Annotated in this window: 19 protein-coding genes; 7 read left to right on the top strand and 12 right to left on the bottom strand. The window is 71.6% G+C overall.

The window, feature by feature from the left end; all coding sequences use genetic code 11:
• Positions 1–56 precede the first annotated feature (56 nt).
• Genes ABZ192_RS31035 through ABZ192_RS31045 form a run of 3 tightly spaced genes read right to left on the bottom strand, consistent with a single transcriptional unit; the run spans position 57 to position 2,490 of the window.
• Complete coding sequence (locus ABZ192_RS31035) at positions 57–896, bottom strand: hypothetical protein (RefSeq protein WP_356927796.1); 840 nt, start codon at positions 894–896, stop codon at positions 57–59.
• Positions 893–1,732 (bottom strand): hypothetical protein, encoded by an 840-nt coding sequence (locus ABZ192_RS31040; protein WP_356927797.1) that lies wholly within the window; start codon positions 1,730–1,732, stop codon positions 893–895. Before ABZ192_RS31040 ends, ABZ192_RS31035 begins: the two co-directional genes overlap by 4 nt.
• On the bottom strand, positions 1,729–2,490 hold the full coding sequence (locus tag ABZ192_RS31045) for a hypothetical protein (protein WP_356927798.1): 762 nt from the start codon (positions 2,488–2,490) through the stop codon (positions 1,729–1,731). Before ABZ192_RS31045 ends, ABZ192_RS31040 begins: the two co-directional genes overlap by 4 nt.
• A gap of 101 nt (positions 2,491–2,591) precedes the next feature.
• On the opposite strand from ABZ192_RS31045, the gene ABZ192_RS31050 reads away from it, so the two are divergent.
• Entirely contained in the window at positions 2,592–2,954 is a 363-nt protein-coding gene (locus ABZ192_RS31050) for a DsrE family protein (RefSeq protein ID WP_356927799.1), read from the top strand.
• Here ABZ192_RS31050 and ABZ192_RS31055 read toward each other — a convergent pair.
• The 9 genes from ABZ192_RS31055 to ABZ192_RS31095 form a co-directional block, all read right to left on the bottom strand.
• Positions 2,948–3,334, bottom strand: coding sequence for a VOC family protein (locus ABZ192_RS31055; RefSeq protein ID WP_356927800.1), 387 nt, complete (start codon positions 3,332–3,334; stop codon positions 2,948–2,950). The two genes, ABZ192_RS31050 and ABZ192_RS31055, sit on opposite strands and share 7 nt — an antisense overlap.
• 23 nt (positions 3,335–3,357) lie before the next feature.
• Positions 3,358–3,618: a DUF3099 domain-containing protein gene (locus ABZ192_RS31060; protein ID WP_356927801.1), complete on the bottom strand. Its 261-nt coding sequence runs from the start codon at positions 3,616–3,618 to the stop codon at positions 3,358–3,360.
• 86 nt (positions 3,619–3,704) lie between these two features.
• Positions 3,705–3,992, bottom strand: a complete 288-nt coding sequence (locus ABZ192_RS31065; protein ID WP_010036201.1) for a DUF1416 domain-containing protein — start codon at positions 3,990–3,992, stop codon at positions 3,705–3,707.
• Positions 3,993–4,035: 43 nt separating this feature from the next.
• Positions 4,036–4,881: a sulfurtransferase gene (locus ABZ192_RS31070; protein WP_356927802.1), complete on the bottom strand. Its 846-nt coding sequence runs from the start codon at positions 4,879–4,881 to the stop codon at positions 4,036–4,038.
• A 136-nt stretch (positions 4,882–5,017) separates the two neighbouring features.
• Positions 5,018–5,098 carry a putative leader peptide gene (locus tag ABZ192_RS31075; RefSeq protein ID WP_350310325.1) on the bottom strand — a complete coding sequence of 27 codons (81 nt, stop codon included), beginning with the start codon at positions 5,096–5,098 and terminating at the stop codon, positions 5,018–5,020.
• A 200-nt stretch (positions 5,099–5,298) separates the two neighbouring features.
• Positions 5,299–6,036: a DUF2993 domain-containing protein gene (locus tag ABZ192_RS31080; protein ID WP_356927803.1), complete on the bottom strand. Its 738-nt coding sequence runs from the start codon at positions 6,034–6,036 to the stop codon at positions 5,299–5,301.
• A 331-nt stretch (positions 6,037–6,367) separates the two neighbouring features.
• A complete protein-coding gene (locus tag ABZ192_RS31085) occupies positions 6,368–7,486 on the bottom strand; it encodes a hypothetical protein (protein WP_356927804.1) in 1,119 nt (372 codons plus the stop codon).
• Positions 7,487–7,488: 2 nt separating this feature from the next.
• Positions 7,489–7,743, bottom strand: coding sequence for a MoaD/ThiS family protein (locus ABZ192_RS31090; RefSeq protein ID WP_037671193.1), 255 nt, complete (start codon positions 7,741–7,743; stop codon positions 7,489–7,491).
• 38 nt (positions 7,744–7,781) lie between these two features.
• Entirely contained in the window at positions 7,782–8,633 is an 852-nt protein-coding gene (locus ABZ192_RS31095) for an alpha/beta fold hydrolase (protein ID WP_356927805.1), read from the bottom strand.
• 172 nt (positions 8,634–8,805) lie between these two features.
• Between ABZ192_RS31095 and ABZ192_RS31100 the strand changes: the two genes are divergently transcribed.
• The 6 genes from ABZ192_RS31100 (at position 8,806) to ABZ192_RS31125 (ending at position 14,379) form a co-directional block, all read left to right on the top strand.
• Positions 8,806–9,585 (top strand): response regulator transcription factor, encoded by a 780-nt coding sequence (locus ABZ192_RS31100; protein ID WP_356927806.1) that lies wholly within the window; start codon positions 8,806–8,808, stop codon positions 9,583–9,585.
• Positions 9,586–9,723: 138 nt separating this feature from the next.
• On the top strand, positions 9,724–10,746 hold the full coding sequence (locus ABZ192_RS31105) for a LacI family DNA-binding transcriptional regulator (RefSeq protein WP_356927807.1): 1,023 nt from the start codon (positions 9,724–9,726) through the stop codon (positions 10,744–10,746).
• 120 nt (positions 10,747–10,866) lie between these two features.
• Positions 10,867–11,862 (top strand): trypsin-like peptidase domain-containing protein, encoded by a 996-nt coding sequence (locus ABZ192_RS31110; RefSeq protein ID WP_356927808.1) that lies wholly within the window; start codon positions 10,867–10,869, stop codon positions 11,860–11,862.
• Positions 11,863–11,889: 27 nt separating this feature from the next.
• Positions 11,890–12,090, top strand: a complete 201-nt coding sequence (locus tag ABZ192_RS31115; RefSeq protein WP_356927809.1) for a hypothetical protein — start codon at positions 11,890–11,892, stop codon at positions 12,088–12,090.
• A gap of 100 nt (positions 12,091–12,190) precedes the next feature.
• Positions 12,191–12,928 carry a response regulator transcription factor gene (locus ABZ192_RS31120; RefSeq protein WP_356927810.1) on the top strand — a complete coding sequence of 246 codons (738 nt, stop codon included), beginning with the start codon at positions 12,191–12,193 and terminating at the stop codon, positions 12,926–12,928.
• Positions 12,925–14,379, top strand: a complete 1,455-nt coding sequence (locus tag ABZ192_RS31125) for a HAMP domain-containing sensor histidine kinase (protein WP_356927811.1) — start codon at positions 12,925–12,927, stop codon at positions 14,377–14,379. The genes ABZ192_RS31120 and ABZ192_RS31125 overlap by 4 nt, the downstream gene beginning before the upstream one ends.
• Positions 14,380–14,403: the final 24 nt, after the last annotated feature.

The raw sequence follows: 14,403 nt of genomic DNA on the forward strand, positions 1-14,403 counted from the left end.
GCCCAGCTTACGCGGCCGGGGTCCGGGCCTCGTTGTGAGGTGGACCCCGGCGGGAGTCAGCCGAGCAGCTGGCCCTGCAGGGCCACCGTCTGCTGGAAGGGCACGGCCCGCGCACCGCCCTTCCGGGACTGCACGACCAGCGCGAGGGTGTCACCGGCGGCGAGGTAGGCGTGGCGGACCTGTTCGCCGCCGTACGGCCTGGCCTCCTCGTAGACCACGCGCTCGACGTCGTCCACCACGGCGGCGTCGGGGAACGCCTTGTCGTTCGCGGACGTCCCGGCGCCGCGCAGGGGGAACTTCGGCGCGCTGTAGGGGGCGAGGTAGGGCGCGAGCAGCCCGTCGACGACGGCCGCGGTGTCGAACCGGAGCAGGTAGATCCGCGTGCGGGTGCCGTCCGGCATCGTCCAGCCGCGGGCGGCGATGTGCCGCAGACCGTGGTCGGTGAGGTGCTGCCCGAGTTCCTCGCGGTCGTCCTTCGCGGCGTACTCCGCCAGGAGGTCCTTCTTCGCCGCCCAGCCGGCCGAGCCCCGCAGCGCCTTGTCCTCCCTGGCGCCCTTCGGAGCGGGCAGGAGGAGGGCACGCGGATCGGCGTGGTGCGTGCCGGCCGTGTTCCCCTCGGCGAAGGGGCCCGGACTGCCGGAGGGCAGCGGCGGACGGGTGAGCACCGGGTACTCCCAGCGCCCGTCCGGCTCCGTCGCGAGCCCGGGTACGTCGGTCCGGTCCATGCGCGTGATTCCGAACGCCGTGGCCGCGCCGACCGCCACGCAGACGGCCACGGCGGCGGTCCAGCGCAGGACGGCCCGCAGGACCCGGCGGTCCTTGCGCACCGCGTCCGATGGCACGTCCGGCCGCACCTCGGGCACGGCCGGAACGGCGGTCTGCTGCTGCTCGGTCATACCGCCTCCCCCGGCTCGGCTATACGGTCGAGCTGCTCGCGCAGCAGCATCGCGGCCCCCTTGGTGTCGAGTGGCTCCGCGCCGGCCGCGACGGCGGTGACCAGGACGTTCCCGACGTGGGCCGAGCAGAACATCGTCTCCAGGCCCCCCTCGGCGTCCTTCGGCGGCAGGAAGCAATGGGCGTTCTTGTGGCCCTTGATCTCCGGGCCCTTGCGGAAGGCGCCCAGGGCATCGACGACCGCGCTCCGGAAACGTGAGGCGTCCCGGACCGCGGCCCTGTTGTCCATCTGGGCGAGCTCGACGCGCACCGTGTAGGCGTCATCGGTGTAGGCGTCGGAGAGCTTGGTGGTGCTGAGGTAGCTGCGCATGGCGATGCCGGTGATGCGCAACCGGTCGACCGCCTTCTCCAGCCGCTTGCGCTGGGTGCGCGGCAGGCCGCTCAGGGACTCCTTGCGCAGGGCCGTGGCTTGCTCCCCGCTCAGCGCGGCGTCCGAGCCGTACTCACCGAGGTCCGGGCCGCGCCCCCACCCATTGGCCCCGGGGGCCCCGTACGGCACGAGCATGCCGGCGAGCCCGGTGGGAGCGGCCTTCTCGTCCGCCTCGGCCTTGGTCTTGTCCCGGGGAAACGTCCAGACGGGGGCGCCCGCGTCCCGGTCGGCGCCGTTCACGGCCACGACGGTGTAGCCCGCGCCTCCGGCGACGGTGACCGCCAGCAGGACGGACGCGGCGACGGCGGCGACACGACCACGGCGTACGGGCTGCTTCTGCGGCTCGGGGGCGGGCTCGGACATGGTCGTCGACTCCGCCGGCTCCACCGGCTCCAATGTGTCGCTCACAGCCGCTCCATCTGCCGCTCGGCCAGGTTCAAGATCTTCGCCTTGGGAATCGGCTTGGTGTCCGTCACCCAGACCTCCACGGCGATGTCACCACGCCAGGCGTGTGCCTCGGCGGTGTACACCGGCACGTAGCCGGGCTCGTTCTCGGGCCGGTTGTGGACGTAGGCCCGGCCGTCCCCGGTGCCGGGCACGGCCCAGCTGTCGGTGCCGCCCTCGGCCTCGGCCCAGTACTGGCTGTTGCCGGTCCTGTCGACGGCTGTGAGCACCTCTTCCTGCCGGTACTGCACCAGGCGGATCTCCACCTGGTAGGTGCCGCCGACCCGCCAGCCGGTGACGGCAGCGCGCCGGAACTCGTCGCTGACGAGCTCGCCGAACATCTCGCCCGGCTTCTTGTAGTACGCCGCGTAGCCCGCGAGGTCCAGCCAGCCTTCGTCGCCCATCAGATACCCGGCGTCCCGCGCCCCGCGCGGCTTCTTCAGCAGCAGCTTCCGCAGGTCACCGTCGGTCTTCACGCGCCTGTCCCGCGCGGCCGACAGCGGCTCGGGGCCGTCGCCCGTGGCCTGCGCGAGCGACGGCTGCGCGAGCGAGGGCAGCTTCGTGGGCGCGCGGTCCACCTGTACGAGGTAACCGGCGCAGGTGCCGGCCACCAGTCCGAGCACGGCGCCGGCACCGATCAGCGCGGGCGTACGCCCCCGCCCACGGCGACGGGACCCGGGCTCGGCCCCGGACTCGCCGGCCACTTCTTCGGGTACTTCCAAGACGTCCCCCACAGAACGTGAAGCGCGCATTCCGTATGCGCGCGCACAGGAGACCTTCAGGCAGTGCCCGGAGTTGTAGGTGCGTTGATTACGATTCGGCCATGGCGAAGAAGCTGGTGATCAAGGTGACGGCCGGGGCGGACGCCCCCGAGCGGTGTTCCCAGGCGTTCACGGTGGCGGCGGTGGCCGTGGCGAGCGGCGTCGACGTCTCCCTGTGGCTGACCGGCGAGTCCGCCTGGTTCGCCCTGCCCGGCCGCGCCGCCGAGTTCGAACTGCCGCACGCGGCCCCGCTCCCCGACCTGCTCGACTCGGTCCTGGCGGCCGGCCGCGTCACCCTGTGCACACAGTGCGCGGCCCGCCGCGAGATCACGGAGCAGGACGTCCTCAAGGGCGTCCGCATCGCCGGCGCCCAGGTCTTCGTCCAGGAGGCGATGGCGGAGGACACACAGGCGCTCGTCTACTGAGACGCCTCCGCGGCCTCCGTGTGGAGGCAGAAGGGATGGCCCGCCGGGTCCAGGAGCACCCGGACGCCGTCCTGCGGCTGGTGCTCGGCGAGCCGCGCGCCCTCGGCCAGGGCCCGCGCGGTCTCGCGTTCCAGGTCGTCGACCTCGATGTCGAGGTGGATCATCATCTGCTGCCCGTCCGGCGTACTCGGCCAGACGGGCGGCCGGTAGGCGGGCTCGGTCTGGAAGGACAGCCCGGTGCCCCCGTCCGGCGGCCGGATGTGCACCCAGTCCTGCCAGTCCTCCCCACGCCACACCCGCCACCCGGGCAGCAGCCGCAGGTAGAAGGCGGCCAGCTCACGGGCGTTCGGGGCGTCCAGAGTCGCCGCCGTCAGACGCACAGTCGCGCTCCCCCCTCGCCGGTTCAGTACCGGCGCTTCTTGCCGTCCAGTTCGTCCCACCACTCGTCGCTCTTGGGGTCGCCGGACGGGTCGTCCCACCAGCGGTCGTCGGGTCCGCGCCGGTTCGCGACCATGGCCGCGACAGGCGGGATCACCATGGCGACGACGCACATCCCGACGGCGACGGGCATGGACCACAGGCGTACGACGCCCCAGGCCAGGACGAACAGGGCGATGCAGCCGCCCATCATCGCGAAGTACGTGCGCCGCCGTCGTGCGTACATACGACCAGCGTAGGTCCGGGCAGGCCGAAGGGCCGCACCCCAGGCGTCCAACCCGTGGGATGCGGCCCTTCGTGGCACTGTCGCCGTCAGACGGCGATCGCGACCTCCGCCAGGCCGCCCTTCTGGGCGACGACCGTGCGGTCGGCGGTGGCGCCGGGCACGAGGGCGCGGACGGTCCAGGTGCCCTCGGCCGCGTAGAAGCGGAACTGTCCGGTCGCCGAGGTCGGCACCTCGGCCGTGAACTCGCCGGTCGAGTCCAGCAGACGCACGTACCCCGTCACGGGCTCGCCGTCCTTGGTCACCTGCCCCTGGATGGTGGTCTCACCGGGCTTGATCGTCGAGGCGTCCGGGCCGCCGGCCTTCGCTCCACACATGTCGTACTCCTGAAGAGAGGTCTTGAGAGGTCGGTCGGTTCGCTTACTTGTTGGCGCCGAGCTCGATCGGCACGCCCACCAGGGAGCCGTACTCGGTCCAGGAGCCGTCGTAGTTCTTGACGTTCTCCACACCGAGCAGCTCGTGCAGCACGAACCAGGTCAGCGCGGAGCGCTCACCGATGCGGCAGTAGGCGATGGTGTCCTTGGCCAGGTCGACGCTCTCCGCGGCGTAGAGCTCCTTGAGCTCCTCGTCCGACTTGAAGGTGCCGTCGTCGTTGGCGTTCTTGGACCACGGGATGTTGCGGGCGCTCGGCACGTGGCCGGGGCGCTGGGACTGCTCCTGCGGCAGGTGGGCCGGGGCGAGCAGCTTGCCGGAGAACTCGTCGGGGGACCGCACGTCGACCAGGTTCTGCGAGCCGATGGCGGCGACGACGTCGTCACGGAAGGCACGGATGGACGTGTCCTGCGGCTTGGCCTTGTAGTCCGTCTTCGGACGCTCCGGCACCTCGTCGCCGGCGACCAGCTCGCGGGCGTCGAGCTCCCACTTCTTGCGACCGCCGTCGAGGAGCTTGACGTTCTCGTGGCCGTACAGCTTGAAGTACCAGTACGCGTACGAGGCGAACCAGTTGTTGTTGCCGCCGTACAGGACCACGGTGTGGTCGTTGGCGATGCCCTTCTCCGACAGGAGCTTCTCGAAGCCCTCCTGGTCGACGAAGTCACGGCGGACCGGGTCCTGGAGGTCCTGGGTCCAGTCGATGCGGATCGCGTTGCGGATGTGGTTCTTCTCGTAGGCGGACGTGTCCTCGTCCACCTCGACGATGGCGATGGTCGGGTCGTCCAGGTGCTCCTGGAGCCAGTCGGCGTCGACCAGGACGTCGCTGCGGCTCATGCTCTTTCTCCTCCGGGGCAGTTACGGCGGGGCGTGCGAGGTCTGCGGGGCGCGCCCATGACGAGGGCGGCGCACGGGTGCCCTTGGTGCAGGGCGGCGGGGATGCGCGCGTCGGCGCATGGGCCGACGCGGTCGCTCAGAAGGTGCGACAGAGCATGGCGGCGACGCGGCACAGGTCTACTGCCCGCCGCTTCGTGAGATCCGCCTGTCGCTTCATGCCGTCGATCGTAGGGACGGTCAGGCACGCGTGTCACCGGTGTGTCGCATGCTGAGACGAGAAAATCCACGATGTGGGATCGAGGGGCCTCGGGAAGGTGTGGGGCACGGATCGTGCCCGAATGTATCCGCCGTCACATCTGAGCTACGGACGTCACCGTCTCGCCCACCGGACACCCCAGGTCCGGCCCGGCCCCTTTCCTACCCGGCCAGGCGGACGTTGGAACCCTTCACCGTGATCTCGACGCCGCCCGGCGCGGCCTGGACCTTGTCCAGCTTGATGCCGCCGGGCAGGCCGTCGATCCTCTGCTGGAAGTCGGTGATGGCCCGGACCCGGGACTCGGCGATGTCGACGCCGCCGAACTTGGGCAGACCGTCGGCCTTCACCCGGACGGTGCCGTCGGTCACCGTCACCGAGCTGAGCACGGAGACCGGTTCGGGCAGCTTGGTGCCGAGGACGGTGGCCTCGACGGTGACCTTGATCTTGCCGTTGCCGCCGTCGGAGAGGCCGACGACGTTGGCGGTGACGCCCGGGGCGACCTGGGTGGGCTCGGACTTGGCCGTCTTCAGCAGCTCGTCGTAGGCGATGGTCGCGGTGCCGGTGGCGCTGGTCGCGGTGGCGGAGCTGTAGTCGCCGGAGAACTCGACGCCGCGCATGTCCGCCCGGAGGTCGTCGATGCGGATCTTCTCGGCGCCGTTGCCCGCGGCGGCCTCGTAGTTCGTGATGCCGACCTCGATGTCGTCCAGGGAACCGCCGACGACCTGGGTGAGGAACGGGAAGCCCTTGATGGACACGTCCGGGGTGGCGGAGAGGTTCTCGGTGGTCTTCAGGCGGTCGGCGGCCTCGCCCTCCGCGAAGTTCACGGCGACGCGGTCGGCGATCACGAAGAGCCCGCCGAAGATCACGACGACGATCAGCAGTATTCGCAGTGCGCGCATGCGGTGTTTCCCCCACCTAGGCGGTTGGACGGCGGTCCGGTGTTCGACGACCGAGCGGCCGTCCTTGCGTGAGGGTAACTCCGCGGGTGCTTCGGTCCCCGGGTTTGTCGATCATCTGTGACAGGCCAGGCGCTCGGCGCCGGTGCTGAGGCCGGGTGGGTCCGCAGCCCGGCGGAGCGGGGTGCCGCCGCGCCCACCCGTGCCGCCTGGGGGCACCTCCCAGGCCCTTAAGGCACTGGGGGAGGCACGACTGCCCGCAGCTCACGCCTGCGGCAGCTGAGCCCCCGCGCGCCCGCGGCCGCGGCCCCGACCCACCACCACAGCGCAGGCGCTAGACCAGCGCCCGCCCCAGCACATAGACCACCGGGGCCGCAGCGGACAACGGCAGCGCCACGCCCGCCGTGAAGTGGACGAAGCGGGACGGGTAGTCGTAGCTGGCGACCCGGTGGCCGATCAGGGCGCAGGCTGCCGCGCCCGCGCCCATGAGGGCGCCCGACGTGCCCAGGCCCGTCAGCGAGCCGGCCGCGACGCCGCCGCCCGCACCCGCGAGCAGCGCCACCACCACCGACGCCGGGGTCGGCAGCGGCAGGGCGCGGGCCAGGACCGCGACCGCCACCGCGATCGCGCCCACGGTCACCGCGTCCGCCTCGGCCGCGAGGTACCCGCCCGCCACGATCGCCAGCGCCGACGCCGCGACCGTCGCCATCAGGCCGTACATCCGCTCGTCCGGGTCGGCGTGCGACCGCAGCTGGAGCACCAGCGCCAGCAGCACCCACACCCCGAGCGTGCCCAGGATCGCCGAGGGCGAGCGGTCCGACGCCAGCAGCGCCGCGTCCGCGGCCAGCGCGCCCGCGAAGCCCAGTGCGATGCCCTGCCGCGCCGGCCACATCCCGTTCAGCCGGAACCAGCCGGCCGCGGTGACGGCCTGGAGGACGACGAGCGGCACCAGCAGCGCGTACGTGCCGACCGCCGCCGCGCCGGCCAGCAACAGCCCCAGCAGCGCCGTCAGCGCGGCCGGCTGCATCCCGGGCTCGATGATCGGCGACCGGCCCTCCGCCCGAGCCCGCTGCGCGTCCGTGATCCGCGGGTTCCCGGCAACGGTGGCCGGGCCGTACTCGGCGGACGAAGCAGGAGTGGGAGCCGGAGCGGGAGTGGGAGCGGGAGCAGGAGCCCCGTGCCCCTGCGGCGGCAGATACGCCGTCTCCTCCGCCGCCGTCACCTGCGCGGACACCGGCGACTGCGTCTGCGTCTCCCAGGTCTGGCCCTGCCACTGCTGCGTGTACTGCTGACCGGCGTACGGGTCGTCGTACCCCTGATGCCCCTGCGGGTACGCCTGGTGCGCCTGATGCCCCTGCGGGTACGCCTGGTGCCCTTGCGGGTATCCCTGCTGCCCATAGGGGTCGTAGCCGTCATAGCCGTCGTACGGCTGGTTGGTCGGCTGGTCGGTCATCGTCACCCTCCTGCGAACGGCGGGAGCACCTCGACCGTGCCGCCGTCGGCCAGCCGTACCGTCTCATGTCCGCGGGTGCCCACGGGGTCACCGTCCACGAGGAACGAGCATCGCCGCAGCACGCGCTCCAGTTCGCCGGGGTGTCGCGCACGTACCCCGTCGAGCGCCTCGGCCAGCGTGGCCGCCTCGTACGGCTCCTCGGCCACCCCGGCCGCGGCCTTGGCGGCGGCCCAGTAGCGCACCGTGACCTTTGGCATCTGCTTCCTCGATCTGCTTGTCGGTGAACCCCGTCAGGCTAGCCCGCCCGGCCCACCACCCACTCCCCGATCCGGCCCAGCAGTTCGTCGCTCGCCGCGTTCTCGGCATGCCCCATGCCCGGCTCCAGCCACAGTTCGCCCTGGTCGGCGGCGGCCGCGGCCAGCATGCGGGGATGGTCGACGGGGAAGTAGCCGTCGGCGTCGCCGTGCACGATCAGCAGGGGCGTGGGCGCGATCCTCGGCACCGCCTCCACCGGCGAGAGCGGCACCGGGTCCCAGTCGCGGTGGTGGATGCGGGTGCGCAGGCCGTAGCGGCTCACCACCCGGCCCTCCGGCCGCGTCACCAGCCAGTGCAGCCGGCGCATCGGGGCCGTGCCCCGGTAGTACCAGCGGGCCGGCGCGCTCACCGACACCACCGCGTCCGTCTGCCGTGGGTGCAGCGCCGCGTGCCGCAGCGCCACCGAGCCGCCCATGGAGAAGCCCACCGTCCCCACGCGCGCGTGCCCGAACTCCCGGGCCCACTCCACCGCCGCCGCCAGGTCCAGCACCTCCCGGTCCCCGACCGTCGAGCGCCCGCCGGAGGCCCCGTGGCCCCGGAAGGAGAACGTGACGACGGCGCCGTACCGGGCGAAGGTCCGCGCCACCCGCCGTACGTGCGGACGGTCCACCGCACCGGTGAAGCCGTGGGCGACGACGAACACGGGGTGATCGGCAGGCGATCGTGAGGTGTCGTATACAACCGCACCCGGGTCGTATACGGCGTCGATGGCCACGCCGTCTGACGTGCGCAGAAAGGCCCGCGTTCGCGTCCGCACAGGCGTTCCACGGGTCGTCTCGGAGTGCGGACGAACGGTGGAACGCGCCACATGACCTGCCGGACCAGTGCTCATGTGGGCTATTCTGCTGGGCAGAGGACTCGGGCAGCGTAGCCCCCGGGTCCTTTTGTGCTTTCGGAAGCGTTGTATACGACGCGGGAAACCGCAGGTGTACGGGGCCTTCGGGATCGCAGAGCTGTGCTGTGCCAACAAACGTCCTCGCAGGGACCGAGGAGGAACCAGACGTATGAGTTCTCTGCTGCTCCTGACCAACGCCCTCCAGCCGTCGACGGAGGTGCTCCCCGCCCTCGGTCTGCTCCTGCACAACGTGCGAGTGGCCCCCGCGGAGGGCCCCGCCCTCGTCGACACCCCCGGCGCCGACGTCATCCTCGTCGACGGCCGCCGTGATCTGCCGCAGGTCCGCAGCCTGTGCCAGCTGCTGCGTTCGACCGGGCCCGGCTGCCCGCTCGTCCTCGTCGTCACGGAGGGCGGTCTCGCGGCCGTCACCGCCGACTGGGGCATCGACGACGTCCTGCTGGACACCGCCGGACCGGCGGAGGTCGAGGCGCGCCTGCGTCTGGCCATGGGCCGCCAGCAGATCGTCAGCGACGACTCCCCGATGGAGATCCGCAACGGCGACCTGTCGGTCGACGAGGCGACGTACTCCGCCAAACTCAAGGGCCGTGTCCTCGACCTCACCTTCAAGGAGTTCGAGCTCCTGAAGTACCTCGCGCAGCACCCCGGCCGCGTCTTCACGCGCGCCCAGCTGCTCCAGGAGGTCTGGGGCTACGACTACTTCGGCGGTACGCGCACGGTCGACGTGCACGTACGGCGGCTGCGCGCCAAGCTCGGGCCCGAGCACGAGTCGCTGATCGGCACCGTCCGGAACGTCGGTTATCGATTCGTTACGCCGGAGAAGGTGGAGCGCGCCGCCGAGGAGGCGAAGGCCAGGGCGGCCAAGGAAATTCCGGACACCAAGGACGAGTCGGCCGATCTGGACGCCGCTGAGTCGCGCAGTAAGGCGTAAAGAGGCGTATTGCGGTGCCCACCTGGGCATCGCTTTCCGCACGGAACGCACCGGCGTCCCCCGGACGGCGGTCGGGATATCGTACGGAAGCTCCTTTACGCCCTGCCCAGAGCGGGTATATCCGCGTAGACTCCGCGCGTGGCCAAGGTGACTCGGGACGATGTGGCGCGGCTGGCAGGGACTTCCACTGCCGTGGTCAGCTATGTCATCAACAACGGACCCCGGCCGGTCGCCCCGGCCACGCGCGAGCGTGTCCTCGCCGCGATCAAGGAACTGGGGTACCGGCCCGACCGCGTCGCCCAGGCGATGGCGTCCCGGCGTACGGACCTCATAGGCCTGATCGTGCCGGACGCGCGCCAGCCCTTCTTCGGGGAGATGGCGCACGCGGTCGAACAGGCCGCGTCCGAGCGCGGAAAGATGGTGCTCGTCGGGAACTCCGACTACATCGGCGAGCGCGAGGTCCACTACCTGCGGGCGTTCCTGGGGATGCGGGTCTCGGGCCTGATCCTCGTCAGCCACGCGCTCAACGACCTGGCCGCCGCCGAGATCGAGGCCTGGGACGCCCGGGTCGTGCTGCTGCACGAGCGGCCCGAGGCCATCGACGACGTCGCCGTCGTCACGGACGACCTGGGCGGCGCCCAGCTCGCCGTCCGCCACCTGCTGGAGCACGGCTACGAGTACGTCGCCTGTATGGGCGGCATAGCCGAGACCCCGGCGGTCGGCGACCCGGTCTCCGATCACGTCGAGGGCTGGCGCCGCGCGATGGACGAGGCCGGGATCTCCACGGAGGGCCGCCTCTTCGAGGCCCTCTACAACCGCTACGACGCCTACCAGGCCGCCCTGAAGATCCTCTCCGGCCCCGAGCGCCCGCCCGCGATCTTCTGCTCCACGGACGACCAGGCGATCGGCCTGCTGCGGGCCGCGCGCGAACTGCGGATCGACGTGCCCGGGGAGCTGGCGGTGGCCGGCTTCGACGACATCAAGGAAGCGGCGCTGACCGACCCGCCCCTGACGACGATCGCCTCCGACCGCTCGGCCATGGCCCGCGCGGCGGTGGACCTCGTCCTCGACGACGGGCTGCGCGTGGCGGGGGCCCGCCGGGAGCGGCTGAAGGTATTCCCGTCGCGGCTGGTCGTACGGCACTCCTGCGGCTGCGGCTGACCCTGGCAAGGGCGGCCAGGGACGACCTGGGGGCGCCTTTATATCGGGCATACGAGGTTCTGTCGGGCTTCTCAGCATGCACTCAGGAAGCTCTCATGGTCGGGCTCCAAGCTCTGAGACATGACCGAGAGCTTCCACCGCAGTGGCGAGTACGAGAACCCTTACGAGGGTCAGCAGCAGGCCCCGGTGAACCCCGAGTGGCCGCCCCCGCCGGCGTACGCCCCGGCATCCGCTCCGAAGAAGCGCAAGCGTGGCCCGGTCGCCCTGCTCGCCGCCGTGGCGATCGTCGCCGCGGCGATCGGCGGCGGCACCGCCTACGGCATACAGGAGCTGACGGGCAACGACACCGTCGCCTCCAGCTCCACCAGCACCAACGTGGTGCCGTCCGCCCAGAAGGGCACGGTCGCCGGTGTCGCCAAGGCGGTCAGCCCCAGCATCGTCGAGATCAGCGCCGACTCCAACGCCGGTTCCGCCACCGGCTCCGGCGTGATCATCACGAGCGACGGCGAGATCGTCACCAACAACCACGTCGTCGCCGGTGCCTCGCAGATCAAGGTGACGACCAGCGACGGCAAGTCGTACTCCGCCAAGGTCGTCGGCACCGACAGCAAGAAGGACCTTGCGTTGATCAAGCTGGAGAACGCCTCCGGCCTGAAGGCGGCCACGCTCGGCGACTCCTCCGGCCTGCAGGTCGGCGACCAGGTCGTGGCGATCGGCTCCCCCGAGGGTCTGTCCGGCACCGTCACCAGCGGCATCATCTCCGCTCTCGACCGTGACGTCACGGTCCCGACCGACGAGGACCAGGGCCAGCAGCAGTCCCCGCAGGGCGACGGGTGGCCGTTCGAGTTCGGCGGGCGGCAGTTCAACGGCGACACCGGCTCGGACACCACGACGTACAAGGCGCTCCAGACCGACGCGTCCCTCAACCCGGGGAACTCCGGCGGCGCGCTGATCGACATGAACGGCAACATCATCGGGATCAACTCCGCGATGTACTCGCCGGCGGGCAGCGCCTCCTCGTCCTCCGACGCGGGCAGTGTCGGCCTGGGCTTCGCCATACCGATCAACACCGTCAAGGCCGACCTCGCCAAGCTGCGGGCCGGCGCCACGGACTGAGTTCCACCCGATGCGAGGAGTACGGCGATGATCCAGCAGGTTCCGCACACGGTGCCGGGGACCGACCCGGCGGGGTTCGCGCTGGCACTGGCGGTGGCGCACGAACTGCACGCACCGGCGGCGTCGGCGACGCGGGCCCCCGAGGTGGCGACGGCCAAGGCCCGGCCCGCGCGCAAGGCCGCCGCCCGCCGGGCCGCCGCCGCCCGACGCCGCACGGTACGGGGCTGATCCGGGGCTGATCCTGCTCCCGGCCCGGCCCGCCGACATGCGAGGCTGAGAGCGTCAGCGACACCCCGTCCCGCCCCACCACACCCGAGGACCCCGACCCATGAGCCCCGCAGACGGCGACCGTGACCTCCAGCGCATCCTGATCGTCGACGACGAGCCGGCGGTACGCGAAGCACTCCAGCGCAGCCTCGCCTTCGAGGGATACGGGACCGAGGTCGCGGTCGACGGCGCTGACGCGCTGGAGAAGGCGGCGGCGTACCGGCCCGACCTGGTCGTCCTGGACATCCAGATGCCCCGCATGGACGGTCTGACGGCGGCGCGCCGCATCCGCGGCACCGGCGACACGACCCCGATCCTCATGCTCACGGCCCGCGACACGGTAGGCGACCGGGTCACGGGCCTGGACGCGGGCGCCGACGACTACCTGGTCAAGCCCTTCGAACTGGACGAACTCTTCGCCCGCATCCGCGCGCTGCTGCGCCGCAGCTCCTACGCGGCGGCCGTCGGCGCGGGCTCGCCGGACGACGAGGACGTCCTCGCCTTCGCCGACCTGCGCATGGACCTCGCGACGCGCGAGGTCACGCGGGGCGGCCGCCAGGTGGAGCTGACCCGTACGGAGTTCACGCTGCTGGAGATGTTCATGGCGCACCCGCGCCAGGTCCTCACCCGGGAGCAGATCCTCAAGGCGGTCTGGGGCTTCGACTTCGAACCGTCGTCGAACTCCCTCGACGTGTATGTGATGTACCTGCGCCGCAAGACCGAGGCGGGCGGCGAGCCGCGCCTCGTGCACACGGTGCGGGGTGTGGGCTACGTCTTGCGGCAGGGCGGCGCGGAGTGAACAAGGTCGTACGCCGGTTCCGCTCGCTGCCGATCCGGTCCCGGCTGGCGCTGCTGGTCGCGGCGGCGGTGGCGTTCGCGGTGGCGGCGGTGTCGGTGACGTGCTGGTTCATCGTGCAGGGGAAGCTGTACGACCAGGTGGACGGCGACCTGGAGAAGATGCTGCAGAAGCCGGGCCAGAACATCGCCATTCAGCAGGCGGTGGACAGTTGCACACAGACCCCGCCGGGCGGCAACAGCTTCCGGAACAGCTCCTACTTCGAGGTCGTCAAGGCGGACGGGGACATCTGCGTCCACTCCAGCTCCGTGGGCCTGGTCAATGTCACCGGGGCCGACCGGGACGTGATCAGGAACTCCCCCGTGGGACGCGGCATCGTCCGCAACGGCACCGACGAGCACGGCAACGCCCTGCGTGTGATGACCGTGCGGCTGGCGTCCGAGCAGCCCGACGCGCCCAACGCCGCGCTGATCCTCGCCCTGCCCCTGAAGAACACCCAGTCCACCCTCAACGATCTCGCACTGATCCTGCTGCTCGTCTCGGGCGTGGGGGTCCTGGGCGCCGGAGCCGCCGGGCTGGCGGTCGCCCGGGCCGGGCTGCGCCCGATCGACAAACTCACCGAGGCCGTCGAGCACGTGGCCCGCACGGAGGACCTGGGCATCCGCATCCCGGTGGACGAGGACAGCGAGGACGAGGTGGCCCGGCTCTCTCACTCGTTCAACTCGATGACCTCCGCGCTGGCCAGCTCCCGTGACCTCCAGCAACAGCTCATCGCCGACGCCGGTCACGAACTCCGCACACCGCTCACCTCCCTGCGCACCAACATCGAGCTCCTCACCCGCAGCGAGGAGACGGGCCGCCCCCTCCCCGAGGCCGACCGCAAGGCGCTCCTCGCGTCGGTGAAGGCGCAGATGACGGAGCTGGCCGCGCTCATCGGCGACCTGCAGGAGCTGTCCCGGCCCGACACCGGCCAGCACGCGGGCCGGACGCAGATCATCGCCTGGCACGACATCGTCGACTCGGCGCTGCGGCGAGCGCGGCTGCGCGGCCCGGAACTGACGATCACGGCGGACGTCGAGCCGTGGTACGTCCGGGCGGAGCCCTCCGCCCTGGAACGGGCGGTGGTCAACGTCCTGGACAACGCGGTGAAGTTCAGCCCGGAGGGCGGCACGATCGAGGTACGCCTGTCCGAGGGCACCCTGACGGTCCGCGACCACGGCCCGGGCATCCCCGCCGACGAACTCCCCCACGTCTTCGACCGCTTCTGGCGCTCCCCGAGCGCGCGAGCGCTGCCCGGCTCGGGCCTCGGCCTGTCGATCGTGGCCCGCACGGTGCAGCAGGCGGGCGGCGAGGTGTCGCTGTCCCCGGCGGAGGGGGGCGGCGCGGTGGCGACGGTACGACTGCCGGGGGCGGCGGTGCCACCGCCGGACAGCCTCACCTTCGCCGACGCCTAGCCCGATATCGATATATCGTGGTGT

The sequence above is a fragment of the Streptomyces sp. NPDC006235 genome, assembly GCF_040613735.1.
Lineage (GTDB): Bacteria > Actinomycetota > Actinomycetes > Streptomycetales > Streptomycetaceae > Streptomyces.